The 22,671-nt window shown below is 67.0% G+C and carries 22 protein-coding genes and 1 riboswitch; of the genes, 17 read left to right on the top strand and 5 right to left on the bottom strand.

From position 1 onward, the window contains the following. The first annotated feature begins 10 nt into the window (after positions 1-10). The 4 genes from pgsA to pspM all read left to right on the top strand — a co-directional run bounded on the left by pgsA (position 11) and on the right by pspM (position 2,799). Complete coding sequence (gene pgsA, locus ACTXG5_RS23380; RefSeq protein ID WP_445161052.1) at positions 11-601, top strand: CDP-diacylglycerol--glycerol-3-phosphate 3-phosphatidyltransferase; 591 nt, start codon at positions 11-13, stop codon at positions 599-601. Between the two features lie 57 nt (positions 602-658). After that, positions 659-997, top strand: coding sequence for a transcriptional regulator ClgR (gene clgR / locus ACTXG5_RS23375; protein ID WP_445161051.1), 339 nt, complete (start codon positions 659-661; stop codon positions 995-997). Between the two features lie 134 nt (positions 998-1,131). Further along, a complete protein-coding gene (gene pspA / locus ACTXG5_RS23370) occupies positions 1,132-1,962 on the top strand; it encodes a phage shock protein PspA (protein ID WP_445161050.1) in 831 nt (276 codons plus the stop codon). Positions 1,963-1,980: 18 nt separating this feature from the next. Continuing rightward, entirely contained in the window at positions 1,981-2,799 is an 819-nt protein-coding gene (pspM, locus tag ACTXG5_RS23365; RefSeq protein ID WP_445161049.1) for a phage shock envelope stress response protein PspM, read from the top strand. Positions 2,800-2,846: 47 nt separating this feature from the next. On the opposite strand, the gene ACTXG5_RS23360 is transcribed toward pspM, so the two are convergent. Further along, positions 2,847-3,278: a limonene-1,2-epoxide hydrolase family protein gene (locus tag ACTXG5_RS23360; protein ID WP_445161048.1), complete on the bottom strand. Its 432-nt coding sequence runs from the start codon at positions 3,276-3,278 to the stop codon at positions 2,847-2,849. 49 nt (positions 3,279-3,327) lie between these two features. Between ACTXG5_RS23360 and ACTXG5_RS23355 the strand changes: the two genes are divergently transcribed. Continuing rightward, a complete protein-coding gene (locus ACTXG5_RS23355; RefSeq protein WP_445161047.1) occupies positions 3,328-4,494 on the top strand; it encodes a glycosyltransferase in 1,167 nt (388 codons plus the stop codon). A 23-nt stretch (positions 4,495-4,517) separates the two neighbouring features. Further along, positions 4,518-4,712, top strand: coding sequence for a DUF3046 domain-containing protein (locus tag ACTXG5_RS23350; protein WP_445164558.1), 195 nt, complete (start codon positions 4,518-4,520; stop codon positions 4,710-4,712). 107 nt (positions 4,713-4,819) lie between these two features. Here the strand turns inward: ACTXG5_RS23350 and ACTXG5_RS23345 are convergent, their stop codons facing one another. Beyond that, entirely contained in the window at positions 4,820-5,497 is a 678-nt protein-coding gene (locus tag ACTXG5_RS23345; protein ID WP_445161046.1) for a (2Fe-2S)-binding protein, read from the bottom strand. A 43-nt stretch (positions 5,498-5,540) separates the two neighbouring features. Further along, positions 5,541-5,678, bottom strand: a riboswitch (cobalamin riboswitch). 165 nt (positions 5,679-5,843) lie between these two features. Here ACTXG5_RS23345 and recA point away from each other — a divergent pair. The 4 genes from recA to ACTXG5_RS23325 are packed head-to-tail and all read left to right on the top strand — an operon-like array spanning position 5,844 to position 9,559. Further along, positions 5,844-6,884 (top strand): recombinase RecA, encoded by a 1,041-nt coding sequence (recA, locus tag ACTXG5_RS23340; RefSeq protein WP_445161045.1) that lies wholly within the window; start codon positions 5,844-5,846, stop codon positions 6,882-6,884. Beyond that, positions 6,850-7,371, top strand: a complete 522-nt coding sequence (gene recX, locus ACTXG5_RS23335) for a recombination regulator RecX (protein WP_445161044.1) — start codon at positions 6,850-6,852, stop codon at positions 7,369-7,371. Before recA ends, recX begins: the two co-directional genes overlap by 35 nt. 44 nt (positions 7,372-7,415) lie before the next feature. Next, a complete protein-coding gene (gene miaB / locus ACTXG5_RS23330; protein ID WP_445161043.1) occupies positions 7,416-8,942 on the top strand; it encodes a tRNA (N6-isopentenyl adenosine(37)-C2)-methylthiotransferase MiaB in 1,527 nt (508 codons plus the stop codon). Further along, the gene (locus tag ACTXG5_RS23325) at positions 8,930-9,559 is read left to right on the top strand and encodes an Rv2732c family membrane protein (RefSeq protein WP_445161042.1); all 630 of its coding nucleotides are present in this window, start codon (positions 8,930-8,932) and stop codon (positions 9,557-9,559) included. The genes miaB and ACTXG5_RS23325 overlap by 13 nt, the downstream gene beginning before the upstream one ends. Here ACTXG5_RS23325 and ACTXG5_RS23320 read toward each other — a convergent pair. Beyond that, a complete protein-coding gene (locus tag ACTXG5_RS23320) occupies positions 9,556-10,914 on the bottom strand; it encodes a DUF349 domain-containing protein (RefSeq protein WP_445161041.1) in 1,359 nt (452 codons plus the stop codon). The genes ACTXG5_RS23325 and ACTXG5_RS23320 overlap by 4 nt on opposite strands. Positions 10,915-11,157: 243 nt before the next feature. Between ACTXG5_RS23320 and ACTXG5_RS23315 the strand changes: the two genes are divergently transcribed. The 6 genes from ACTXG5_RS23315 to hflX all read left to right on the top strand — a co-directional run bounded on the left by ACTXG5_RS23315 (position 11,158) and on the right by hflX (position 17,553). Then, positions 11,158-12,060 carry a DMT family transporter gene (locus ACTXG5_RS23315; protein ID WP_445161040.1) on the top strand — a complete coding sequence of 301 codons (903 nt, stop codon included), beginning with the start codon at positions 11,158-11,160 and terminating at the stop codon, positions 12,058-12,060. A 412-nt stretch (positions 12,061-12,472) separates the two neighbouring features. Then, positions 12,473-13,429 carry a DMT family transporter gene (locus tag ACTXG5_RS23310; RefSeq protein WP_445161039.1) on the top strand — a complete coding sequence of 319 codons (957 nt, stop codon included), beginning with the start codon at positions 12,473-12,475 and terminating at the stop codon, positions 13,427-13,429. Between the two features lie 80 nt (positions 13,430-13,509). Next, entirely contained in the window at positions 13,510-14,205 is a 696-nt protein-coding gene (locus ACTXG5_RS23305; protein ID WP_445161038.1) for a hypothetical protein, read from the top strand. Continuing rightward, a complete protein-coding gene (gene miaA, locus ACTXG5_RS23300) occupies positions 14,202-15,143 on the top strand; it encodes a tRNA (adenosine(37)-N6)-dimethylallyltransferase MiaA (RefSeq protein WP_445161037.1) in 942 nt (313 codons plus the stop codon). The genes ACTXG5_RS23305 and miaA overlap by 4 nt, the downstream gene beginning before the upstream one ends. Positions 15,144-15,200: 57 nt before the next feature. After that, complete coding sequence (gene dapF / locus ACTXG5_RS23295) at positions 15,201-16,067, top strand: diaminopimelate epimerase (RefSeq protein WP_445161036.1); 867 nt, start codon at positions 15,201-15,203, stop codon at positions 16,065-16,067. A 46-nt stretch (positions 16,068-16,113) separates the two neighbouring features. Then, positions 16,114-17,553, top strand: a complete 1,440-nt coding sequence (hflX, locus tag ACTXG5_RS23290; RefSeq protein ID WP_445161035.1) for a GTPase HflX — start codon at positions 16,114-16,116, stop codon at positions 17,551-17,553. Between the two features lie 285 nt (positions 17,554-17,838). Here the strand turns inward: hflX and ACTXG5_RS23285 are convergent, their stop codons facing one another. Then, positions 17,839-18,171 (bottom strand): hypothetical protein, encoded by a 333-nt coding sequence (locus tag ACTXG5_RS23285; protein ID WP_445161034.1) that lies wholly within the window; start codon positions 18,169-18,171, stop codon positions 17,839-17,841. Positions 18,172-18,524: 353 nt separating this feature from the next. Next, positions 18,525-21,194, bottom strand: a complete 2,670-nt coding sequence (locus tag ACTXG5_RS23280; RefSeq protein WP_445161033.1) for an adenylate/guanylate cyclase domain-containing protein — start codon at positions 21,192-21,194, stop codon at positions 18,525-18,527. Between the two features lie 146 nt (positions 21,195-21,340). On the opposite strand from ACTXG5_RS23280, the gene ACTXG5_RS23275 reads away from it, so the two are divergent. Beyond that, entirely contained in the window at positions 21,341-22,501 is a 1,161-nt protein-coding gene (locus ACTXG5_RS23275; RefSeq protein WP_445161032.1) for an acyl-CoA dehydrogenase family protein, read from the top strand. The last annotated feature ends 170 nt before the right edge of the window (positions 22,502-22,671 follow it).

Here is a 22,671-nt window from a genome sequence, read left to right as displayed (position 1 = left end):
TTCTGTTGCCGTGTCGGGGCAGCCGCAGACAGGACCCGTGGCAAGACGCGTTCGTATCGCCAACCTCGCCAATGTCCTGACGCTATCGCGGCTGGTACTGGTTCCAATCTTCCTGCTCGCATTGTTCGCTGGCGGCGGCCACGAAGCCGCGGGCCGGATCGTGGCTTTCGTGATATTCGCTGTGGCGTGCATCACCGACCGGTTAGACGGCCTGCTGGCCCGCAACTACGGCATGGCGACCGAATTCGGCGCATTCGTCGATCCGATCGCCGACAAGATGCTGATCGGGTCGGCGCTGGTCGGGCTGTCGATGCTCGGCGACCTGCCGTGGTGGGTCACCGTCCTGATTTTGGTCCGCGAGGTCGGGGTGACGGTGTTGCGGTTGGCCGTGATTCGCCGCGGGGTCATACCGGCTAGCTGGGGCGGCAAACTCAAAACCGTGGTCCAGGCAATGGCCATCGGGTTGTTCGTGCTTCCGCTGTCGGGACCATTCCTGGTGGTGGCTTCGGTGGTGATGGCCGCCGCGATCGTGCTGACGATCGTCACCGGGATCGACTATGTCGCCTCGACCGTCAGGGAAGTGCGGCGGACGGGAACCTAGACGGCCGCTGCCGCCGTTGACCTGATGAAGAAGCTTGGCAGGACGAAGGAGAGCAGCATGTCGCCATTGGTGCGCGAGGTCATCGGCGAAGTACTGCGCCTGGCCCGAACGTCGCAGGGCCGGACGTTGCGTGAGGTGTCGGATACGGCGCGGGTGAGCCTCGGATATCTCTCGGAGGTGGAGCGCGGCCGCAAAGAGGCCTCCAGCGAGCTGCTCCATGCGATCTGCGACGCGCTGGACGTCCCGCTGTCGACAGTTCTCACCGACGCCGGTGGGCGGATGGCGAACGAGGAACGCGCGGCGCACAGCGTGCCGAACGGCGAGGCAAGCGCCACCACCATCGATGCGAGCACCAAGGTCGTCATCCCGCCGGTGGTGTCGCTCGTGGTGGCCTGAGTGTCAGGATCACCGGGCAACGCCCCGCCAGGGGTGGGGCGATCGGCGTCGACCCGATAAATTGAGCGGCAGGGTGATCGCTAGGGCCTATCAGGGGCCCTCCGGCACACAACAAGCGAAGGTGGAGCTCACTCATGGCCAATCCGTTCGTCAAAGCGTGGAAATACGTCATGGCGCTGTTCAACGCGAAAATTGACGAGCACGCCGACCCGAAGATTCAGATTCAGCAAGCCATTGAGGAAGCGCAGCGCACTCATCAGGCGCTGACCCAACAGGCGGCGCAGGTGATCGGCAACCAGCGGCAGCTCGAGATGCGGCTCAACCGGCAGCTGGCCGACATCGAGAAGCTCCAGGTCAACGTCCGCCAGGCCCTGACGCTGGCCGACCAGGCCACCGCCGCCGCAGATGCGGCCAAGGCCACCGAGTACACCAACGCCGCCGAGTCCTTCGCGGCCCAGCTGGTGACGGCCGAGCAGAGCGTCGAAGACCTCAAGTCGCTGCACGACCAGGCCCTGCAGGCGGCGGGTCAGGCCAAGAAGGCCGTCGAACGCAACGCGATGGTGCTGCAGCAGAAGATCGCCGAGCGCACCAAGCTGCTCAGCCAGCTCGAGCAGGCCAAGATGCAGGAGCAGGTCAGCGCGTCGCTGCGGTCGATGACCGAGATCGCTGCGCCCGGTAACACCCCCAGCCTCGACGAGGTGCGGGACAAGATCGAGCGGCGGTACGCGAACGCCGTCGGTTCGGCCGAGCTGGCGCAGGGCTCCGTGCAGGGCCGCATGCTCGAGGTCGAGCAGGCCGGCGTGCAGATGGCCGGGCATTCCCGGCTCGAGCAGATCCGTGCGTCGATGCGTGGCGAAGCCCTGCCGACGGGCGGGACACCTGCGGCCCCGGGAGCCACACCGGCCACCCCTGCGCCCGCCGAGAACGCCGGTGGACAGGTTGCCGAGAAGCCGTTTGGTCAGTAGCCCGGCGGTCGGTGCGACATGGCGGTGAAGGCGACTCAGCGCGGCCTCTGGCGCGGGCTGCTGCAGCAGGGGCTGGACACCGCCGCCGATCTTTCCGGCTTCGTCGCCCAGAAGATCAGTGCGGCCGCTGATCCGCGGGCACGGCTGCTGCGCCGGCGCCGGCGCGCGCTGCGGTGGGCCTGGATCTTCACCGCCGGCAGCGTGTTCTGGGGCGTGGTCACGGCGGTGCTGGCGTGGTGGGGCTGGTTCGTGTTGTTGCTGCAGATCACCGGCGGGATCGCGGTCATCGAGGTGATTCCCGCGACATTGTTGTTCTTCCGCTACCACTGGCTGAAGTCGGAGCCGCTGCCGGTAAGCCGGCCCGTTAACGTGCGCCGGCTGCCGCCACCGGGTTCCGCGGCGCGACCCGCGATGTATGCGCTCGGCGCTTCCGAACGCGGATTCTTCTCGTTGTTGGGCGTAATCGAGCGCGGCGCCCTGTTGCCGCCCGCCGAGATCAGCGACTTGACCGCGGCGGCCAACACGACGTCGGCGGCGATGGCGGCCACCGCCGCGGAGGTGGTGTCGATGGAGCGGGCGGCGCATAACTCGGAATCATCGCGGTCGTATCTGGTGCCCACCATTAACGCGTTCACCGCGCAGTTGAGCGCGGGCGTTCGGCAATACAACGAAATGGTCACTGCTGCAGCGCAATTGGTTTCTTCGGCGAACGGCGATGCGGACGCGGGGCTCGCGGCCGCACATCAGCGCTACCGGGCCGAGCTGGTCGAGGCCACCGATCGTCTGGTCGGTTGGGCCCAGGCATTCGACGCACTCGGCGGATTACCGCGTCGTTAGTGGTTTCGCCCGGCGCACTGCGTTCAGCGATCAGTAATTGATTGTGGTTAGAACGACGCTTTGAGCGACGGCAGCGCCACCGCTACCAGCCCGCGCACCAATGCCTTGGTCATGTCGAAAAAGTCAAAGTAGTCCCGCCACAGCGTGATTCGCCCGTCGTGCACCTCGAAGACACCGCAAACCCAGAATTGCAGCCGCAGCGGGCCGAAGATCAGTGCATCGCTGCGCTCCGTGAGCACCGCGGCACCGTCGGCGGCAATGCGGTGGATTTTCACCTCGAACCGCATGCGACCTTCCATTTGGCGGAACAACTTGATGGCCCGGGCGCGGCCACGGATCGTCGGCAGTCCGACGTTCTCATACACGAGGTTGTCGTCCAATGCCGCGTCTGCGGTTTCGTAGTCCGCGTCCTGCAAGGCATTCAGGAAATTCTCGACCGTGCGCGTGTTCGCGTCGGTTGTCCCAGTCAGCTCGGTCATGGTGCCAGCGTAGGCGGGTGCCGACCGGGCGCTATGGCAGGGTGAGGCGGTGCGAGTCGCCGTGGTCGCCGGGCCGGATCCCGGGCACTCGTTTCCCGCAATCGCGCTGTGTCAGCGCTTCCGGGACGCGGGCGATGAACCCACGCTGTTCACCGGTGAGGAATGGATCCAGGCCGCCCGTGACGCCGGCATCGAGGCTCTCGCGCTCGACGGGCTCGCGGCCACCGACGAAGACCTCGACGCCGGGGCCCGCGTCCACCGGCGCGCGGCACGGATGGCCGTGCTCAATGTGCCGGCGCTGCGCGACCTGGCACCCGACCTGGTGGTGTCCGATGTCATCACCGCCGGCGGCGGCATGGCTGCCGAGCTGCTGGGGATCCCGTGGATCGAGCTCACCCCGCATCCGCTGTACCTGCCATCGAAGGGACTGCCGCCGATCGGCAGCGGGCTGGCACCGGGTACCGGCATCCGCGGCCGGCTGCGCGATGCCACGATGCGGGCGCTGACGGCGCGATCGTGGCGGGCCGGGCTGCGGCAGCGCGAGAACGCTCGAGTCGAGATCGGACTGCCGGCTCGCGATCCAGGGCCGCTGCGCCGGCTGATCGCCACGCTGCCCGCGCTGGAAGTCGCGCGTCCGGACTGGCCGGCCGAGGCCGTCCTGGTGGGTCCGTTGCACTTCGAGCCAACCGATCGGGTTCTCGAGGTCCCCGCCGGCTCGGGACCGGTAGTGGTCGTCGCGCCGTCGACCGCATTGATCGGGACTGAAGGTCTGGCCGAAGTCGCGTTGGGGTGCTTGACGCCGGGGGACACGTTGCCGGCGGGATCGCGCCTGCTGGTGTCGCGCTTGAGCGGGGCGGATCTGACGGTGCCGGAGTGGGCGGCGGTCGGGCTGGGGCGTCAGGACGAGCTGTTGGCGCACGCCGATCTGGTGATCTGCGGCGGCGGTCATGGGATGGTGGCCAAGACGCTGCTGGCCGGGGTGCCGTTGGTAGTGGTTCCCGGTGGCGGGGACCAGTGGGAGATCGCCAATCGGGTGATGCGCCAGGGGAGCGCGCGGCTGATTCGGCCGTTGACCGCCGACGCGCTGGTGACCGCGGCCAACGAGGTGTTGTCGTCGCCCCGCTACCGCGAGGCCGCCCGGATGGCCGCGGCCGGGATCAACCGCGTCGCCGACCCGGTGCTGGTATGCCATCAAGCGCTGGCGCTTGCGAAATGACCGGGCTGGGTATGTTGGCTGGCGTGCGGCTGACGGAGTTCAACGAGCGAGTGGTGCTGCGGTTTGGCACCGCATACGGTGCATCGGTGCTGGCAGATCACGTGCTGGGGGTTTTCAACGGCCGGACCGCCGAGCAGGCGATCGAGGACGGCGTCGACCCCCGCGACGTCTGGCGGGCGTTGTGCGTCGACTTCGACGTGCCCCGCGAGCAGTGGTGAGGCTGCCGCGGCCTTCCGTGTGCGCTGACGGCGTTCAGTGTGCATTGGCGGCGTGATCTCGGCGTGTTTCCCGCCCTGACCGCACACTCAACGCCGCCAGCGCACACTCATCTCCGGTTTGACCGTGGGTCCCGGCGAAACACGCAGTCTCCGCACACGGATCGGCCGGGGATGCGATAGAAGAGGCAGCAGCTGCCGCGCCGGAAGCCCAGATGTGAGTCGGTGATCACGCCGGATCCGGACAGCACCCCGGTGTCCAGCAGGGAGTCGGTGATCTCGACGATCGCGCCGCGCAGGTCGGGCCGCGCGGCGAGCAGCGCCCGGGATGCGCCGACGAGTGCGGACGCGATGTTGCCTGTCAGCAGGGCAGGTGCCAGCTTGACCCGCAGACCGGCCGCGAATGGCTGCATATGGTGTTGCACCACCGCGCGGTACAACACCTCCGCCGAGACTTCCTGGACGGCCCTTCCGGTGGGTTCAGGCATGCGGAGCTGCGCTCCGTCGTCGGCACGTTCCAGGTCTTTGAGGTCGGGAACGACGCCGTGGGCCAATGCGCACGCGAGCACGGGTGACCACAGCCGGGTGGCGTGGCCGAGATGAACCAGCGAGGCCCCGATCCGTAGGTCCGTCGTGTGGTAGCGCTTGGCGGTGGCGTCGATCAAACCGGCAAAGCCGTCGGTGTAGTCCTGGTGGACCGGGTGCCATCCTCTCGCGCCGCCGCCCACAGTGAGCGCGAAAAATCCTTTGTAGGAGGATATTTCGGCCAGCTGACCGGAGATGTCCATGCTTGCGCGACCGCCCTCTCCGGGGAGGTCCGCCCCAGCGTCTAGTGAGGAAGCGCCGACGGCGAGTATCTGGCTCTCGGGACAAATGCCCGATCACAGTGGCGGGACCGCACCGGATTCGCACCGGTTTCCTCTGGCTTTCTCGGGTTGCCGTGAAGGCCCCGTTGACGCCTTTCGGCAGCCGATATTGCCACACATTGCCGTCGCGGCGTGTCGAACTTGAATCGAACAGGTGTTCGTCTACTGTGGTGATCGCTCGAAGAGGACGACTTGTCGGTGGCCTTCTCTAGTGTCACGGCCAACCGACCGAAACCGGTCACGGAACACCGACCACAGGAGAGACACCATGGCGCAAGCCCCCGATCGTGAGAAGGCCCTCGAGCTGGCGATGGCCCAGATCGAGAAGAGTTACGGCAAAGGTTCGGTGATGCGTCTCGGCGACGAGATTCGTCAGCCGATTGCGGTCATTCCGACCGGGTCCATCGCACTGGATGTGGCCTTGGGTATCGGCGGCCTGCCGCGTGGCCGGGTCGTGGAAATCTACGGCCCGGAGTCCTCGGGTAAGACCACCGTTGCGCTGCACGCGGTAGCCAATGCGCAGGCGGCCGGCGGCGTTGCGGCGTTCATCGACGCCGAGCACGCCCTGGATCCTGATTACGCCCACAAGCTCGGCGTCGACACCGATTCCCTGCTGGTCAGCCAGCCCGACACCGGGGAGCAGGCCCTGGAGATCGCCGACATGCTGATCCGCTCCGGCGCGCTCGACATCCTGGTCATCGACTCGGTGGCCGCGCTGGTGCCGCGCGCGGAGCTCGAAGGCGAGATGGGGGACAGCCACGTCGGTCTGCAGGCCCGGCTGATGAGTCAGGCGCTGCGGAAAATGACTGGCGCGCTGAGCAATTCGAAAACTACCGCGATCTTCATCAACCAGCTTCGGGAGAAGATCGGGGTGATGTTCGGCAGCCCGGAAACCACCACGGGTGGAAAGGCTTTGAAGTTCTACGCGTCGGTGCGCCTGGATGTGCGCCGGATCGAGACGCTCAAGGACGGTACCGACGCGGTCGGTAACCGCACCCGGGTCAAGGTTGTCAAGAACAAGGTGGCGCCGCCGTTCAAGCAGGCCGAGTTCGACATCCTCTATGGCCATGGCATCAGCCGGGAGGGCTCGCTGATCGATATGGGTGTGGATCATGGCTTCATCCGCAAGTCCGGGTCCTGGTTCACCTACGAGGGCGAGCAACTCGGCCAGGGCAAGGAGAACGCCCGCACCTTCTTGATAGAGAACCCCGATATCGGCAACGAGATCGAGAAGAAGATCAAGGAAAAGCTTGGCATTGGTGCGGTGGTTACCGATGACGACATCCTGCCCGCCCCCGTCGACTTCTGAGCCCTCCCGCGAAGAGCAGGCGCGGGCACTGTGCCTGCGCCTGCTCACCGGGAGATCGCGCACCCGGGCCGAGTTGTCCGGCCAGCTCGCGAAACGCGGATACCCCGACGACGTCAGTGCTGCGGTGCTCGACCGGCTGGCCGCCGTCGGCCTGGTGGATGACCGGGATTTCGCCGAGCAGTGGGTGCAGTCCCGGCGAGCTAGGGCGGGAAAGAGCAGGCGTGCCTTGGCTGCCGAGTTGCGCACCAAAGGCGTCGACAACGAGGTCATCAGCACGGCGCTGGCCGGTATCGACGCCGGGGCCGAGCGAGACCGGGCCGAGCAACTGGTCCAGGCCAAGCTGCGGCGGGAGACGCTGAGCGGGGACGACGCGCGGATCACCCGCAGGCTGGTGGGAATGCTGGCGCGCCGCGGCTATAGCCAGAACCTGGCCTGCGAGGTTGTCCTTGCCGAGCTGACCGCCGAACGGGAACGCCGCCGCGTCTAGCTGCGGGTTAATCGGGTAGGCCCCGGTCGCCGTACCATGGCCCCGTGACTTCGACAGTGGCGCCGGACGCCGCGAGCCTGACCGGGCCCGCGGCAGAGTCGGTGCGCACCTACCAAGTCCGCACCTACGGCTGCCAGATGAACGTCCACGACTCCGAGCGATTGGCGGGCCTGCTCGAGGCGGCCGGCTACCAGCGCGCCGACGAGGGCGCCGACGCGGATGTGGTGGTCTTCAACACCTGCGCGGTGCGCGAAAACGCCGACAACAAGCTGTACGGCAACCTCAGCCACCTGGCCCCGCGCAAACGCGGCAACCCCGACTTCCAAATCGCGGTCGGCGGCTGCCTGGCCCAGAAGGACCGAGAGTCCTTGCTGCGCAAGATGCCATGGGTCGACGTCGTGTTCGGCACGCATAACATCGGATCGCTGCCGACGCTGCTCGCCCGGGCCCGGCACAACAAAGTCGCCCAGGTGGAAATCGTCGAGGCGCTGCAGGAGTTTCCGTCGTCGCTGCCGAGCGCCCGCGAATCCGCCTACGCCGCTTGGGTTTCCATTTCCGTCGGATGCAACAACAGCTGCACGTTCTGCATCGTCCCGTCGCTGCGGGGCAAGGAGGTCGACCGCAGCCCGGCAGACATCCTGGCCGAGGTGGAATCGCTGGTGGACGACGGCGTCGTGGAAGTCACGCTGCTGGGGCAGAACGTCAACGCCTACGGCGTCTCGTTCGCCGACCCGGCACTGCCACGCGACCGCGGCGCCTTCGCCGAGCTGCTGCGGGCCTGCGGGCGCATCGACGGACTGGAACGCCTGCGGTTCACCTCGCCACACCCGGCGGAATTCACCGACGATGTCATCGAGGCGATGGCGCAGACACCGAATGTCTGCCCCGCCCTGCATATGCCGCTGCAGTCGGGATCCGATCGGATACTGCGCGCGATGCGGCGGTCCTACCGCGCCGAGCGCTACCTCGGCATCATCGACCGGGTTCGCGCGGCCATGCCGCACGCGGCCATCACCACCGATCTCATCGTCGGATTTCCCGGTGAGACCGAAGAGGACTTCGCGGCCACTCTCGATGTGGTGCGTCAGGCCCGGTTTGCGGCCGCGTTCACCTTCCAGTACTCCAAACGGCCCGGAACCCCCGCTGCTGAACTCGACGATCAGCTGCCGAAATCCGTTGTGCAGGAACGCTATATGCGGCTGGTCGAACTGCAGGAGCAGATCTCTCTAGAGGGCAATCGCGAGCTGATCGGGCAGACCGTCGAATTGCTGGTCGCCACCGGCGAAGGCCGCAAAGACGCTCGCACGGCCCGCATGACCGGGCGGGCGCGCGACGGCCGGCTGGTGCACTTCACCGCCGGCACACCGGTGCGGCCCGGAGACATCATCACCACGGCGATCACCGAGGCCGCGCCGCACCACCTGATCGCCGATGCCGGCATCCTGACCCACCGTCGTACCCGAGCCGGTGACGCGCACGCTGCCGGGCAGCGCCCGCGCGGTACCGGTTTGGGCATGCCCGGCATTGGGCCGGCCACCGAACCAGTCGAACCCCTTGGATGTGCCGGATGACCGAAGAACACACGGATTTTGACGCCCTGCGCGCCGAGATCGAGGCCGCAGAACGTCGCGTCGCACGCGAGATCGACCCCGGCCCAAGGGCATTCATTGTCGCCATCCTGGTGTTCGTACTGCTGGGCTCGTTCATTTTGCCGCACACCGGCCAGGTGCGGGGATGGGACGTGCTGTTCAGCAGCCACGGCGCCGCTGCGGCCGCGTTGGCGCTGCCTTCGAAGGTATTCTCTTGGCTGGCACTGGTTTTCGGCGTCGGTTTCTCGATGCTGGCATTGCTGACCCGTCGCTGGGCGCTGGCCTGGATCGCGCTGGCGGGCTCATCGTTGGCAAGTGCCACCGGGCTGTTGGCGGTGTGGTCACGCCAAACCGTGGCCGCCGGCCATCCCGGCCCCGGCATCGGCCTGATCGTTGCCTGGATCACCGTGATCTTGTTGACGTTCCACTGGGCCCGCGTGGTGTGGTCGCGGACGATCGTGCAACTCGCGGCCGAGGAACAGCGGCGCCGTGTCATTGCCGAGCAACAGTCCAGGACGCTGCTGGAAACCCTGGGCGACCCAGGCACTCCCGATCGCCCGGACGCCGGGGCGCCGCCGGATCGGCAAGCGGGCCGCTAGGACCTGCGGGTCAGCGCCGCAACGGCTGCTTGGGCCCACTGCCGCCATTGTTCGGCGTTGGCCTGTGCCTCTTGCGCTTCTTTGGTCCGGCCCGCCGCGGCCGCCTTGCGGGCCTGCTGCTCGTAATGCTCGGCGCGGGTTGCGAACTGTTCGGCCCGAGCCTGCGCCTCGGGGTCAGCCCAATTCGCTTCGCCGGCGTCGCGCACCTTCTTCTCGACGGCGCGCAGCCGTCGCTCCAGGTCGGCGGACCGCTCTCGGGGCACTTTGCCGATCGCGTCCCATTTGTCGGCGATGGATCGCAGCGCCGCTCGGGCGGCTTCGTGATTGCTGGTGTCGATCTTCTCGGCTTCGGCCAGCAACGCCTCTTTAGCGCTGGCGTTGTCCCGGAACTCCGCGTCCTTTTCCGCGCTCAGCGCGTTGCGGGCGGTGAAGAAGGCGTCCTGGGCGGCCTTGAAGCGTCGCCACAGGGCGTCGTCGACCTCCCGCGTGGCACGCCCCGCCGATTTCCATTCGGTCAACAGCTTGCGGAATTCGGCGCTGGTGCCGGCCCAGTCCGTGGAATCGGACATCGCCTCGGCCCGCTCGCACAGCTGTTCCTTGGACTGACGCACACCCGCGCGCTCGCGGTCCAACTCGGCGAAGTGGGAACCCCGCCGCCTGTTGAACGCTTCCCGCGCCGCGGAATAGCGCTTCCACAACGCGTCGTCGACCTTGCGGTCCAGACCGGTGATCGTCTTCCATTCGTCGAGGATCTCGCGCATCCGGTCGCCGGCAACCTTCCAATGCGTCGAGTTGGCGGCCACCTCCTCGGCCTCGGCGGCCAACGCCTCTTTGCGGGCGGTCTGTGCGGCGCGGTGCTCGTCGCGGCGGGAGCGATCGGCGGCGACCGTGGCGCCGGCGTGCTCCACCAGGTTGCTCAGCCGGCCCGCGAGCGCGTCGATGTCGCCCAGCACGGAGGCTGTCGGCAGCGTTTCGGCCAGCGCGGAGGCATTGGCTTTGATCTTTCGCGCGTCGCCGCTCCCGGCGGCCAGCCGCTCCTCCATCAGCGTGACCTCGGTGCTCAGGTCGTCGAAGCGCCTGCCGAAGTGGGTGAATGCGGCCTCACGGTCGCCGGCCTGCCAGGAGCCGACGATGCGTTCGCCGGCCGAGCTGATCAGCCACACCGTGCCGTCGTCGTCGACGCGTCCGAACTGATGCGGATTGCTGGCCGGGGGCAGCAACACCGGGTGAGCGCTGGGTCGCGGCGTCGGCCCTGGACCAGGACGTGGGCCCGGACGCGGTCCCGGACGTGGTGCCGGCTTGGGCGCCTCGTCGGTCATGGGCTCGTCATCGGAGCGGGGCTCGTCGTCGGTCATGCGCTCGTCACCTACCCTTCGCGCGGCGCTGTCCCGCGCACCTGCCGCGCGTAGCGGCACCTACGGTCGGGAGACCTGCTGGTATTGGCAGCTGCTCCGTCACCGATTCCACCAGTATTCAAGCAGCTTGGCGGCCTGGATGCCGCAACCTCCTGGTCGCCGTCTGGGCAGCTGACTGTGAAACAGTGGTGCGCCCAGCATGTTTACCGGTGAACGGCCCTCGACTTCGGAGAGAAACCGCACATGGACAAGGTGGATATCGCCGCTGCGCTCGCGTTGAGTTCCGCGCTGTGCGTCGCGATCGGCGACGTCCTCCAGCAGCGTGCGACGCACCGGATCACCGATACCTCGCTGGGCCAGCTGCAGCTGTTCGCGAAGCTGGCACGCAATCAACGGTGGCGCTGGGGCGTGCTGATCCTTATCGGGAGCATCGCGCTGCAAGCGGTCGCGCTGGACCGGGGTTCGGTGCTGCTGGTGCAGGCGTTGCTGGTTCTTTCGCTAATGTTCGCGCTGCCGATCAGCGCGCGATTGGCCCAGCGCTCGGTAACCGGCCGGGAGTGGATCTGGGCCATCGTGCTGACTGCCGCGGTGAGCGTGATCGTCACGGTTGGTAACCCGCAGGCCGGTCATTCGAACGCGTCGCTGCAGACTTGGGGCGTCGTGGCCGCGGTGCTGGGGCCGCTGCTGATCGGGTCCATCGTCGTCGCCCGCGTCCGGGGCGGCGCGCTGGCCGCGGTGCTGTTCGCCTTTGTCTCGGGTTCGCTGTGGGGGATCTTCGCGGTGCTCACCAAGGGAGTCGTCCATCGGCTGGGCGAAGGCGGATGGACCGTGTTGGGCAGCCCCGAGCTCTATGCCTGGCTTCTGGTCGCGGTGGGGGGTTTCGCGTGGGAGCAGTCGGCGTTTCGGGCCGGTGCGCTGACCGCGTCCATGCCGACCCTGCAGGTGTCCCAGCCTGTCGTGGCGGCATTGCTGGGTGTTGTCGTCCTCGGCGAGACGCTGAACACCGGCCGCGGCGGAATGGTCGCGCTGATCGCGGCGGCGCTGGTGATGGCGGCGGCGACCGCCGAACTAGCGCGCGTCGATGCCGTTGCGACCGGTAAGCGCGTCCAGGCGGCGCTCGGCGGCGCCGCCGATCAACCGGCCTAGGCCCCGCGGTCCCCGCGCACGCCCTGAGTAACAGTTCGATTCCACCGTTGCCGGGGCCATATGGCGACCTCGCGTAGCCCGGTACCGTGGCGATGACAAGCGGTGTTGTTGTTGCTTGTGGGGCTGGAGGGGACGGGTCATCGACGACTAGGTTGGACGCGGGGGAGGCGGCTGCGCGCCCGGCTGTGACACCATTGGGGCGAGTTCTCAGGTCCTATCGGGCGTCACCCGCCAGGCATAGCTGTGCCACAGGTTCTACATAGGTTCGTGAACTAGGTATTGCGCAGGGCCGTTTCTTCCGAAGTAGCGCGGATAGTGCACCACGCACATAGCGGAAACGGTTTCGAAACGGGTAGTGCATACGCGCCGCCGACAATGGGCCACGTGCCGCGCGCCGGGGAGGAGGTCGCAGATGACAAAAGGGGATATCGCCGTTTTGCTCGCCCTGCTCGCCGCCTTCGCGTCGGCACTGGGCAACGTCGTCCGTCAGCGTTCCGCACAAGAGATCACTGACAAGCAGGTCGGCCACCTCGAGCTCTTCCGGATGTCGGTGCGTGACGGCAAGTGGTGGCTGGGGGCGGGCGGGGCCATCGCCAACTATGCCCTGCAGGCCGCCGCGCTGACGCTGGGCTCGGTGATGATGGTCACGGCGTTACAGGTCACCGCCCTGCTTTTCGCGCTGCCGATCTACGCGCACATGACCCGGCGCTCGGTCACCCGCTGGGAGTGGACCTGGGCGCTATTGCTGGCGGGCGCATTGGCTGTCGTGGTCACCGTCGGCGACCCGGATAGCGGTGCGTCGCGCGGCTCGGTGGGAACCTGGATGGTGGTGGCCTTGGTCATGGGCCCGGCGCTGGTGTTCTGCGTGCTGGGCGCGCGGTTCTGGTCGGGCACGGTGTCCGCGGTGCTCCTGGCCGTCGTCGCCGGTTCGTCGCTGGCACTGTTCGCGGTGCTCACCAAAGCCGTCGTCGAGGTGGTCGGAGACGGCGTCGGCGCATTACTGCTGGCACCCGAGTTCTACGCGTGGATAGCCGCGGCGCTGGCGGGAATGATCTTCCAGCAGTCGTCGTTCCGTGCCGGCTCGCTGACCGCCTCGCTGCCGACATCCGTCGTGGCCAAGCCGGTGGTCGGTTCGATCCTCGGCATGGCCGTGCTTGGTGAGTACTTGGACTGCACCGGGCCGGCGAGGCTGGTACTCGCCGCCGGGATCGTGGTGGTGGTCGTCGCGACCGTGGCGCTGGCCCGTGGCGAGGCCGCGACCATGTCGAGCAAGGTCGCGGAGAAGCGGGCAAGAAAAGCCCTGCGCAAATCGGGGGAGATCCCGCTCGCGGAGACGCCGGCGCTTCGGGCCGAGGCCGAGTGCAGGTGACGTCCACGGCCGGACCGGTTGGCCGCACGGGCGCGGCCGGTTGGCCCGGCGGGCGTCGACCCGTCAGTTAGTTTGGTGGCGTGCTGAGCGCCATCGCGATCGTTCCTTCCACACCGGTGCTCGTTCCCGAGCTGGTCGGGGCAGCGGCCGCGGAGGTGGCCGACCTGACCACCGCGGTACTGGCAGCCGCGGCCCTGTTGCCGTCGCGGTGGATCGTCATCGGAACGGGCGGCGCCGACGACGTTCTGGGGCCCAACGGGATCGGCAGCTTTGCGGGCTACGGCGCCGACGTGCGGGTCCGGCTCTCGCCGCAGGCCGACGAGCAATCCGAGCCGGTCGCCGACTTCCCGCTCTGTGCGCTGATCGCGGGCTGGCTGCGCGGCCAGGCCCGGCCCGACGCGAGCGCGCAGGTTCGCGTCTACCGCGGCGACCATCACGTCGAGACCGCGCTGGGGATCGGCAGGCAGCTGCGCGCCGAGATCGACCAGGCGCCCGACCCGGTCGGAGTGCTGGTCGTCGCCGACGGTGCGAACACCCTGACCCCCAGCGCACCCGGCGGCTACGACCCCGGCAACGCCGATGCGCAGCTGGCCCTCGACGACGCCCTGGCGAACGGCAACACCGCCGCCCTGGCCGGGCTGCCGGAACAGATCCTGGGGCGGGTTGCATTCCAGGTACTGGCCGGGCTGACCGAGCCCGGGCCGCGTTCGGCCAAGGAGCTCTACCGGGGAGCGCCCTACGGTGTGGGGTACTTCGCCGGGGCCTGGCAGCCATGAGACCACTGGCGATCATCGGGCCCACCGGAACCGGCAAGTCGCAGCTGGCCCTCGACGTCGTCGAGCAACTCAGCGGCGAAGTGGGCGCCGAAATCGTCAACGCCGACGCCATGCAGCTCTACCGCGGCATGGACATCGGGACCGCCAAGCTGCCTGTCGAACAGCGCCGCGGCATCCCGCATCACCAGCTCGACGTCCTGAACGTCACGCAGACCGCGACCGTCGCCCGCTATCAGCGGGTCGCCGCCACAGAGATCGAGGCGATCGCCGCCCGAGGCGCGGTGCCGGTCATCGTGGGCGGCTCGATGCTCTACGTCCAGTCGCTGCTCGACGACTGGTCGTTTCCCGCGACTGATCCCGCGGTCCGGGCGCGCTGGGAGCAGCGCCTCGCCGAGGTCGGGGTGGGCAGGCTGCACGCCGAACTGGCCCACCGCGACCCGACCGCCGCCGCCGCGATCCTGCCCACCGATGGCCGCCGCACGGTGCGCGCACTCGAGGTGGTCGAGCTCACCGGCCAGCCCTTCGCCGCATCCGCGCCCCGCATCGGGGTTCCACGCTGGGGTACCGTGATCATCGGATTAGACTGTGACACAACTATTCTCGACGAAAGGCTGGCGCGCCGCACCGACATCATGTTCGAGCAGGGCCTGGTCGACGAGGTACGCACGCTGCTGCTCGGGGGCCTGCGCGACGGTGTTACCGCGTCACGCGCGCTCGGCTACGCGCAGGTGCTCGCCGCTCTCGATGCCGACGACCCCGACGCTTTGCGTGACGCCCGGGAGCAGACATATGTCGGCACCCGGCGCTACGTGCGACGGCAACGGTCGTGGTTTCGCCGCGACCACCGGGTGCACTGGCTTGACGTGGGCGCCGGCGCAGCGCCGGATCGCGCCCGCCTCGTCGCAGCGGCGCTGGACGCCTGGCGACACGTACCCTGAACAGGTGATCCGCGCCGTCGACGATGCAGAACGAAGCGATGAGGAGGAGCGGCGCACATGATCTTTGCCAAGGGCAACGGCACCCAGAACGACTTCGTGCTGCTGCCCGACGTCGACGCCGAACTGCCGCTCACGGCCGAGCGAGTCGCCGCGCTGTGCGACCGGCGCCGCGGGTTGGGTGCCGATGGGGTGCTGCGGATTACGACCGCGGGTGCCGCCCTGTCGGCCGGCGTGCTCGATCGGCTGCCCGACGGTGTCGGCGCGAATGAGTGGTACATGGACTACCGCAACGCCGACGGGTCGACCGCGCAGATGTGTGGCAACGGGGTGCGGGTGTTCGCGCACTATCTGCGTGTTAGCGGCATGGAGTCCCGCGACGAGTTCGTCGTCGGATCGGTGGCGGGGCCGCGGCTAGTCACCTTGCACCACGCCGACGCCACCAACGCCGACGTCACCGTCGACATGGGCAAGGCCAACCGGCTGGGCTCCGGGGAGGCGGTGGTCGGCGGCAGGCGGTTCACCGGTCTGGCGATCGACGTGGGCAACCCGCACCTGGCGTGCGTCGACCCGCAGCTGAGCGGCGAAGAGCTCGCGGGGTTGGATGTCGCCGCACCGGTGCACTTTGACCGTGCGCAGTTCCCGGACGGGGTCAACGTCGAAGTGCTCACCGCGGCCGCCGGTGGAGTGGTTCAGATGCGGGTCCACGAGCGCGGGGTGGGCGAAACCCGGTCGTGCGGGACCGGAACGGTCGCGGCCGCGGTGGCCGCCCTCGCCAATGCCGGGGCCGACACCGGGACGCTGACCGTGCGCGTCCCCGGCGGTGACGTCGAGGTCACCGTCACCGACGCCACCAGCTACCTGCGTGGGCCATCGGTGCTGGTGGCCCATGGGGAAGTGAGCGAGCAATGGTGGCACGCCCAATAATTCGGATGCACGTCACAGATTTCGCGTGCACTATTGGTAATTGCCTATGACACATCCCGAAAATCCGTTCCACGATCTGCGGGTTAGCCATCCCGCGTCCGAGCCCAGCGTCGGCGAACTCGCTCTCGAAGACCGATCGGCACTGCGCCGCGTTCCCGGGCTGTCGACCGAACTCGCCGACGTCTCCGAGGTCGAATATCGCCAGCTGCGTCTGGAACGCGTGGTGTTGGTGGGGGTGTGGACCGAGGGCAGCGCGGCCGACAACCAGGCCAGCCTTGCCGAGCTGGCAGCCCTGGCCGAAACGGCCGGGTCCGAGGTGCTCGAAGGGCTCATCCAGCGCCGCGACAAGCCCGATACGTCCACCTACATCGGCTCCGGCAAGGCGCAGGAGCTACGCGAAGTCGTCTTGGCGACCGGTGCCGACACCGTCATCTGTGACGGCGAACTGTCCCCGGCCCAGCTGACCTCGTTGGAGAAGGTGGTGAAGGTCAAGGTCATCGACCGCACCGCGCTGATCCTGGACATCTTCGCCCAGCACGCCACCAGCCGCGAGGGCAAGGCGCAGGTGTCACTGGCCCAGATGCAGTACATGCTGCCGCGGCTGCGCGGCTGGGGTGAGTCGATGTCCCGGCAGGCCGGTGGCCGTGCCGGTGGCAGCGGCGGCGGGGTCGGCCTGCGCGGGCCCGGTGAGACCAAGATCGAGACCGACCGGCGCCGCATCCGCGAGCGGATGTCCAAGCTGCGCCGCGAGATCAAGGACATGAAGCAGGCCCGCGACACTCAGCGCAGTCGCCGGCTGCACAGTGACATGCCATCGGTCGCGATCGTCGGCTACACCAACTCCGGCAAGTCCAGCTTGCTCAACGCGCTCACCGGAGCCGGGGTGCTGGTGCAGGACGCATTGTTCGCCACCCTGGAACCCGCCACCCGGCGCGCTGAATTCGACGACGGCCGGCCGTTTGTGCTCACCGACACCGTCGGATTCGTGCGGCACCTGCCCACCCAGCTGGTCGAGGCTTTCCGCTCGACGCTGGAGGAGGTCGTCGACGCCGATCTGCTGGTGCACGTCGTCGACGGCTCCGACGTCAACCCGCCGGCCCAGATCGATGCGGTGCGCAAGGTGATCTCCCAAGTGATCTCCGACCATGACGGTGATCCGCCTCCCGAGCTGCTGGTGGTGAACAAGGTCGACGCCGCAAGCGATCTGATGCTGGCCAAGCTTCGGCACGGGCTGCCCGGTGCGGTGTTTGTCTCCGCGCGTACCGGTGACGGTATCGACGCACTGCGCAGGCGGATGGCCGAGCTTGCCGCTCCCACCGACACCGCGGTGGACGTGGTGATTCCCTACGACCGCGGCGATTTGGTGGCCCGCGTGCACGCCGACGGTCGCGTCCAGCAGGCCGAGCACAACTCGGAGGGGACGCGGATCAGGGCCCGGGTTCCGGTGGCGCTGGCTGCGAGCCTGCGGCAATTCGCCGCGGACTAGCTACAGCGGGCGACGAGGTCTCCGTACCCGCCGGAAGGTGACGCTAGGTCGGCCTGGGGGCAGCTGCCAGGCAGGAGAGCGGCCGTGTGACATCGCGGAGGTGGGTGATCGCGGTGGTGATTTCGGGGACCCCCGTTACGGTGAGGGGACTGAGCGCGAACCCGGCGATAGTGGCCGCCGGTTCGTAGCGTCCGAGCCGGTCGAAAAGAGCGGCGAGGCTAGCCAGCGGGACGCGGAGCGTCGTGGTGTCGCCCGCATTGTGGAAGTTGCGGATCGTCCCCTATCTCAGTTCGACCAGGGGTATGCAAACAATGGCCCGGTGACTGCAAATAAGAGGAGCGACATCAGTGCGCAAAAGATGAGGAGCCAGATCGCCCGGGCGAAGAACCTGAATTCGGCCATTAGATCGCCATCCCTCTCGCCCACTTCGCGCCGGATGACAGCGCTCAGCCGGTCCAGATCGCTGGCGGTGAGAGACACACCGCCGTGCACTTCTCCGGACCTAATGGCGAGCAGGTAGCCGCGGGAGCCGTCGGGCCGGTCTAGGCGTGAGATGAACACTCGGTCGCCGTCGCCGTCCTGCAGACCGATGAGTTGCGTCAGTTCGGGCTGTTTCACGGCGATCCCCTTCGGTAATTGGTTGGGACCGTGGATGGGTTGCTTTGACGATACGCAGGGCGACCAGAGCGTGTGCGTGAACAACCAGCCCCCGTGCCCTCGATCGCCGAGCGCGACACCTCGTCATGTGCGGCGAGGGCCTTCCGCATCAAATCCGCGTCTGCCTCCCACCGACGGGTCGACCCCTCAACGTCGGTGAACAAAAACGTCACCACCCCCGAGGGGGCGGCTGCCGCGGACACCCTCACAGGATTTCACACGCAGCGCAGTCCCACCTCGTACATCAGCGGATCAGACCCGGTCACCCGATAGACGTGTATTGGAGACGAACTTCCGCGAGTCACAAATGTCGTCTATTTCGAGACAGCCTTCAGTTGCGCTCGGGTTTGGTCGATTTGGTCGTAGGCATAGGTCACCATCGCCGCGGTGCTCATCACTTCACCCTCCCGGGCGAGAGATGCGTAAGCGTCCTCGCCGAGCACATGGCGCAGGTGCGCGATCGCGGTATTGATATTGGGAAACGACGCGGCGGTCAGCGGACTGAACGCGAAACCGGCAATGATGGCCGCCGCTTCGCGGCGTCCGAGCCGGTCGAGGAAGATTGCAAGGTTTGTCAGCGGCGAACGGACAGTGACGATGTTGCCGGAATCGTACAAGTGGCGCATCGCCAAACCGATGTGATCGAGCGCTGACAGCGGATCGCCACGTTCGACTTCTAGCTGGGCGAGGTTGGCCGTCAGGTGGCTTTCGTTGAATCTGTTGCCGCTGTCCTGGGCGACCACCAGGCCCCGGTGCATCGCTTCCAGGGCGCGGTCGGGATCGGCGTTGCGCCAAGCGAAGCCGTAGGCCATCAGCGCCAACGAGTGTGCGTGCGGGTTGCTGGTGGCTTCGGCGGCCTCGGGTAGGCCGTCCGCGGCGGCCATTGCCTGATCCTCGTGACCCGCGATCGTCAATGCCATGACCAGGAACGCCGTGACGTTGATGTGCGGGTTGCGCCCGCCATCGAACTGGGCACGGCACCACTCGACCGCCCGATCGGGCCGTCCGATAGCTAGATACGGATTAGCCATCATGGCGTCGAAGCCGAAAGGGCCCCCACCGCGGCCCGCAAGCATCGCTGCCTGTCCGGCGTCGCTATACCGGACGGCCTCCTCGATACGCCCCACCAACCAGCACTGTGTCGCCACGGCGTAAAGAAAGATAAGTCGGCTGTGATCGGCAGCGCGGGCGGCGTCGATCAACTCTTCAGCCCAGGCGACAGGCTCGTAATTTTCGACAAGGTTCCCGACGAATGCCGCGTAGGTGGCGATGGTGGCGGCGTCGTCGAGGTTGCGGTGGTCGGCGGCCCAGCGAAACGCGGTGCGCAGGTTGGCCAGTTCGGTGGCGAACCAGGTGTAGGCCTCGCGTTGTCGGGGACTGTCCCACAGCGCCACGACGTCGGTTTCTCGCTGCGAGAAGTACCGGGCATGGGCGGCGCGGGCCTCTTCGGCTGCGCCGGAGGCAATCAATTGCTCTTCGGCGAATTGGCGGATTGTCTCCAACATGAAGAATCGGGTCCGCCGCGAAGACCGGTCGACGACGAGAAGCGACTTGCGCACCAGCATGTCGAGTAGATCCAGAACAGCGTAATCATCATCGTATCCGGCTACCGCACGAGCACTTTCGAGATCGAAACCACCAGCGAACACCGAACACCCTGCCAACAAAGACTTTTCGGCATCAGCGAGCAGGTCATACGACCACGCCACTGCGTGGCGCAGCGTTTGGTGGCGCTCCAGCCCGCGCCGCGAACCGACCAGCAACCGAAACCGGTGATCAAGGCGATCACGCACTTCGCTCACGGTCATCGACGCCATCCGCGAGGACGCCAGTTCGATAGCCAACGGAATCCCGTCCAGGCGCTGACAAATCTCGGTGACTGCAGCGGCCTCATCGCCGTCGACCAGAGAGAATCCGGGCGCAATGCTTTGCGCGCGTTCGATGAACAGGCTCACCGCCGCAGAGTTGACTCCCGCCGAGTCCAACGAGCGCACCGGGCGTACTTGCTCCTCGGCGACACCCAGTCCTTCGCGGCTGGTAGCCAAGACACGGACGGTCGCCGAACGCATCAAGGTGGCCTCGATCAGGTCGGCTGCGGCATTGAGCAGGTGCTCGCAGTTGTCGATCACCAACAGCCGGACTCTGCCCTCCAGTGCGGCGGCGACCGACTCGATTACCGTCTTGCCGGGTTGTTGCGTGATGCCCAGCACGGCGGCCACCGCGTCCGGCACTGCTGCGGGGTCGGTGACTGCGGCCAGCTCGAAAAACCAAACACCATCGGGAAACTCATCGGCCAGCCGCGCCGCGACTTCCAACGCCAGACGGGTCTTGCCGACCCCACCTACCCCGGTCAGCGTGACCAACCGATGAGCTTTCACCGCGGCTTGCAGCTCGGTGACTTCCGACTCGCGCCCGATCAAGCTCGTGGTCGCAGGCCGTAGGTTCCCCGGACTGGTGTCGAGCGCCCGCAACGGCGGAAAGTCTGTGCGTAGCCCTGCTGTCCGGACTTGGAACATCTCGACCGGGATGGGCAGGTCCCGCAGCCGCCGCGGCCCCAAATCCACCAGATCAACGCCGCTGAGCAGACCCGCCGTCGACTCGGTCAACAGGATCTGACCGCCGTGCCCGGCGGCCATCACCCGCGCAGCGCGGTTAAGCACCGCACCGAAGTAATCCCCGTCGCGCAGCTCGGCCTCGCCGGTTGCCAGCCCCATCCGCACCGGCAACCCCAGCCCTCGCTGAGCGGCTACAGCGGCGTCCACCGCCGACTTCGGGGAGCTGAACGCCGCGCACACCCCATCGCCGGTGTGCTTGAACATGAAACCGCCGTGCGTCTCAATCGCAGAGCGCAACACCTCGTCATGGGCGGCCAACGCTGCACGCATGGCATTCGCGTCGTTCTCCCACCGACGTGTCGAACCCTCGACATCGGTGAACAGAAACGTCACAACCCCAGAAGGCGGGCCCTCTGCGGACACCCGCACAGGATGTCACACCGAGCCCTCTTCCACGGGGCCAACTGCGATTGACTTTCAAGACTTGGACCTGGGTCGACCCGGGGCTACGTGCCGACCAACCGTCTGGTTGGTATATGTTGGGCCGCAGAGTTCCCGTTCGCCGGAGGTTATTGATGAGCAGTGCAATCAGGTACCAGCGCACACTATTTGAACCCGAGCACGAATTGTTCCGCGAGTCCTACCGGGGCTTTCTCGATCGCCATGTCGCGCCCTTCCACGGCGAGTGGGAGAAGGCGAAAATCGTCGACCGTGGTGTCTGGCTCGAGGCCGGCAAGCAGGGCTTCCTTGGCATGGCGGTGCCCGAGGAGTACGGCGGCGGCGGCAATTCCGACTTCCGGTACAACACGATCATCACCGAGGAAACCGCCGCCGGGCGCTACGGCGGGATCGGCTTCGGTTTGCACAACGACATCGTGGCGCCGTATCTGCTGGAGTTGGCCACCGAGGAGCAGAAGCAACGCTGGTTACCCAAGTTCTGCAGCGGTGAGCTGATCACCGCGATCGCTATGACAGAACCGGGCACCGGCAGCGATTTGCAAGGCATCAAGACCCGCGCGGTCAAGCAGGGCGATCACTATGTGCTCAACGGATCAAAGACTTTCATTACCAACGGAATCAACTCCGACCTGGTGATCGTGGTGGCCCAGACGGATCCGGAAAAGGGTTCGCAGGGCTTTTCGCTGCTCGTTGTCGAACGCGGCATGGAGGGCTTCGAACGCGGCCGCCATCTGGACAAAATCGGGCTGGACGCACAAGACACGGCAGAGTTGTCCTTCACCGACGTCAAGGTTCCGGCCGAAAACCTGCTGGGCGACGAGGGCAAGGGCTTCATCTACCTGATGCAGAACCTGCCGCAGGAACGGATCTCGATTGCCATCATGGCGGTCGCGGCGATGCAGCAGGTGCTCGACGAAACAGTGCAATACACCAAGGAACGCAAAGCCTTTGGCAAGCCGATCGGCAGTTTTCAGAACAGCCGATTCGTGCTGGCCGAGCTGGCGACCGAGGCCACCGTGGTGCGGATCATGGTCGACGAGTTCCTCCGGCTGCATCTGGACAAGAAGCTGACGGCCGAGCAAGCGGCAATGGCCAAGTGGTACTCGACCGAAAAGCAAGTGCACCTGATCGACCGTTGTCTGCAGCTGCACGGCGGCTACGGCTATATGCGCGAATACCCAGTCGCTCGTTCCTATCTCGACGCCCGGGTACAGACGATCTACGGTGGCACAACCGAGATCATGAAGGAGATCATCGGGCGCGGCCTCGGGGTCTAGCCGCGGGATCGCAGCCTCATCGGCCGGCGCCGCCGGTGGTCAACCAATCTTGCTGTCACGCAATATCGAATCGTGGTGACAAGCGCGATCGTGACACGAACGAAGCGCAACTAGTCGTCTTACGCTGTCATTGCTTGGGTTTGCGGCAAAATAGTCGATGCCCATGAATT

The sequence above is a fragment of the Mycobacterium sp. Dal123C01 genome (genome assembly GCF_052566995.1).
The sequence above is the reverse complement of the archived record's forward strand: the minus strand, read 5'-3'. Positions and strand labels throughout refer to the sequence as shown.

What these genes read in the sequence shown, in the direction of transcription:
- ACTXG5_RS23310 (WP_445161039.1), top strand. Translation starts at nt 12,473, where the DNA reads ATGACAAAAGGGGATATCGCCGTTTTGCTCGCCCTGCTCGCCGCCTTC.
- ACTXG5_RS23325 (WP_445161042.1), top strand. Translation starts at nt 8,930, where the DNA reads ATGTGCCGGATGACCGAAGAACACACGGATTTTGACGCCCTGCGCGCC.
- pspM (WP_445161049.1), top strand. Translation starts at nt 1,981, where the DNA reads ATGGCGGTGAAGGCGACTCAGCGCGGCCTCTGGCGCGGGCTGCTGCAG.
- ACTXG5_RS23320 (WP_445161041.1), bottom strand. Translation starts at nt 10,914, where the DNA reads ATGACCGACGACGAGCCCCGCTCCGATGACGAGCCCATGACCGACGAG.
- ACTXG5_RS23275 (WP_445161032.1), top strand. Translation starts at nt 21,341, where the DNA reads ATGAGCAGTGCAATCAGGTACCAGCGCACACTATTTGAACCCGAGCAC.
- ACTXG5_RS23315 (WP_445161040.1), top strand. Translation starts at nt 11,158, where the DNA reads ATGGACAAGGTGGATATCGCCGCTGCGCTCGCGTTGAGTTCCGCGCTG.
- ACTXG5_RS23345 (WP_445161046.1), bottom strand. Translation starts at nt 5,497, where the DNA reads ATGGACATCTCCGGTCAGCTGGCCGAAATATCCTCCTACAAAGGATTT.
- miaA (WP_445161037.1), top strand. Translation starts at nt 14,202, where the DNA reads ATGAGACCACTGGCGATCATCGGGCCCACCGGAACCGGCAAGTCGCAG.
- ACTXG5_RS23360 (WP_445161048.1), bottom strand. Translation starts at nt 3,278, where the DNA reads ATGACCGAGCTGACTGGGACAACCGACGCGAACACGCGCACGGTCGAG.
- clgR (WP_445161051.1), top strand. Translation starts at nt 659, where the DNA reads ATGTCGCCATTGGTGCGCGAGGTCATCGGCGAAGTACTGCGCCTGGCC.
- dapF (WP_445161036.1), top strand. Translation starts at nt 15,201, where the DNA reads ATGATCTTTGCCAAGGGCAACGGCACCCAGAACGACTTCGTGCTGCTG.
- recX (WP_445161044.1), top strand. Translation starts at nt 6,850, where the DNA reads ATGACGACATCCTGCCCGCCCCCGTCGACTTCTGAGCCCTCCCGCGAA.
- recA (WP_445161045.1), top strand. Translation starts at nt 5,844, where the DNA reads ATGGCGCAAGCCCCCGATCGTGAGAAGGCCCTCGAGCTGGCGATGGCC.
- pspA (WP_445161050.1), top strand. Translation starts at nt 1,132, where the DNA reads ATGGCCAATCCGTTCGTCAAAGCGTGGAAATACGTCATGGCGCTGTTC.
- hflX (WP_445161035.1), top strand. Translation starts at nt 16,114, where the DNA reads ATGACACATCCCGAAAATCCGTTCCACGATCTGCGGGTTAGCCATCCC.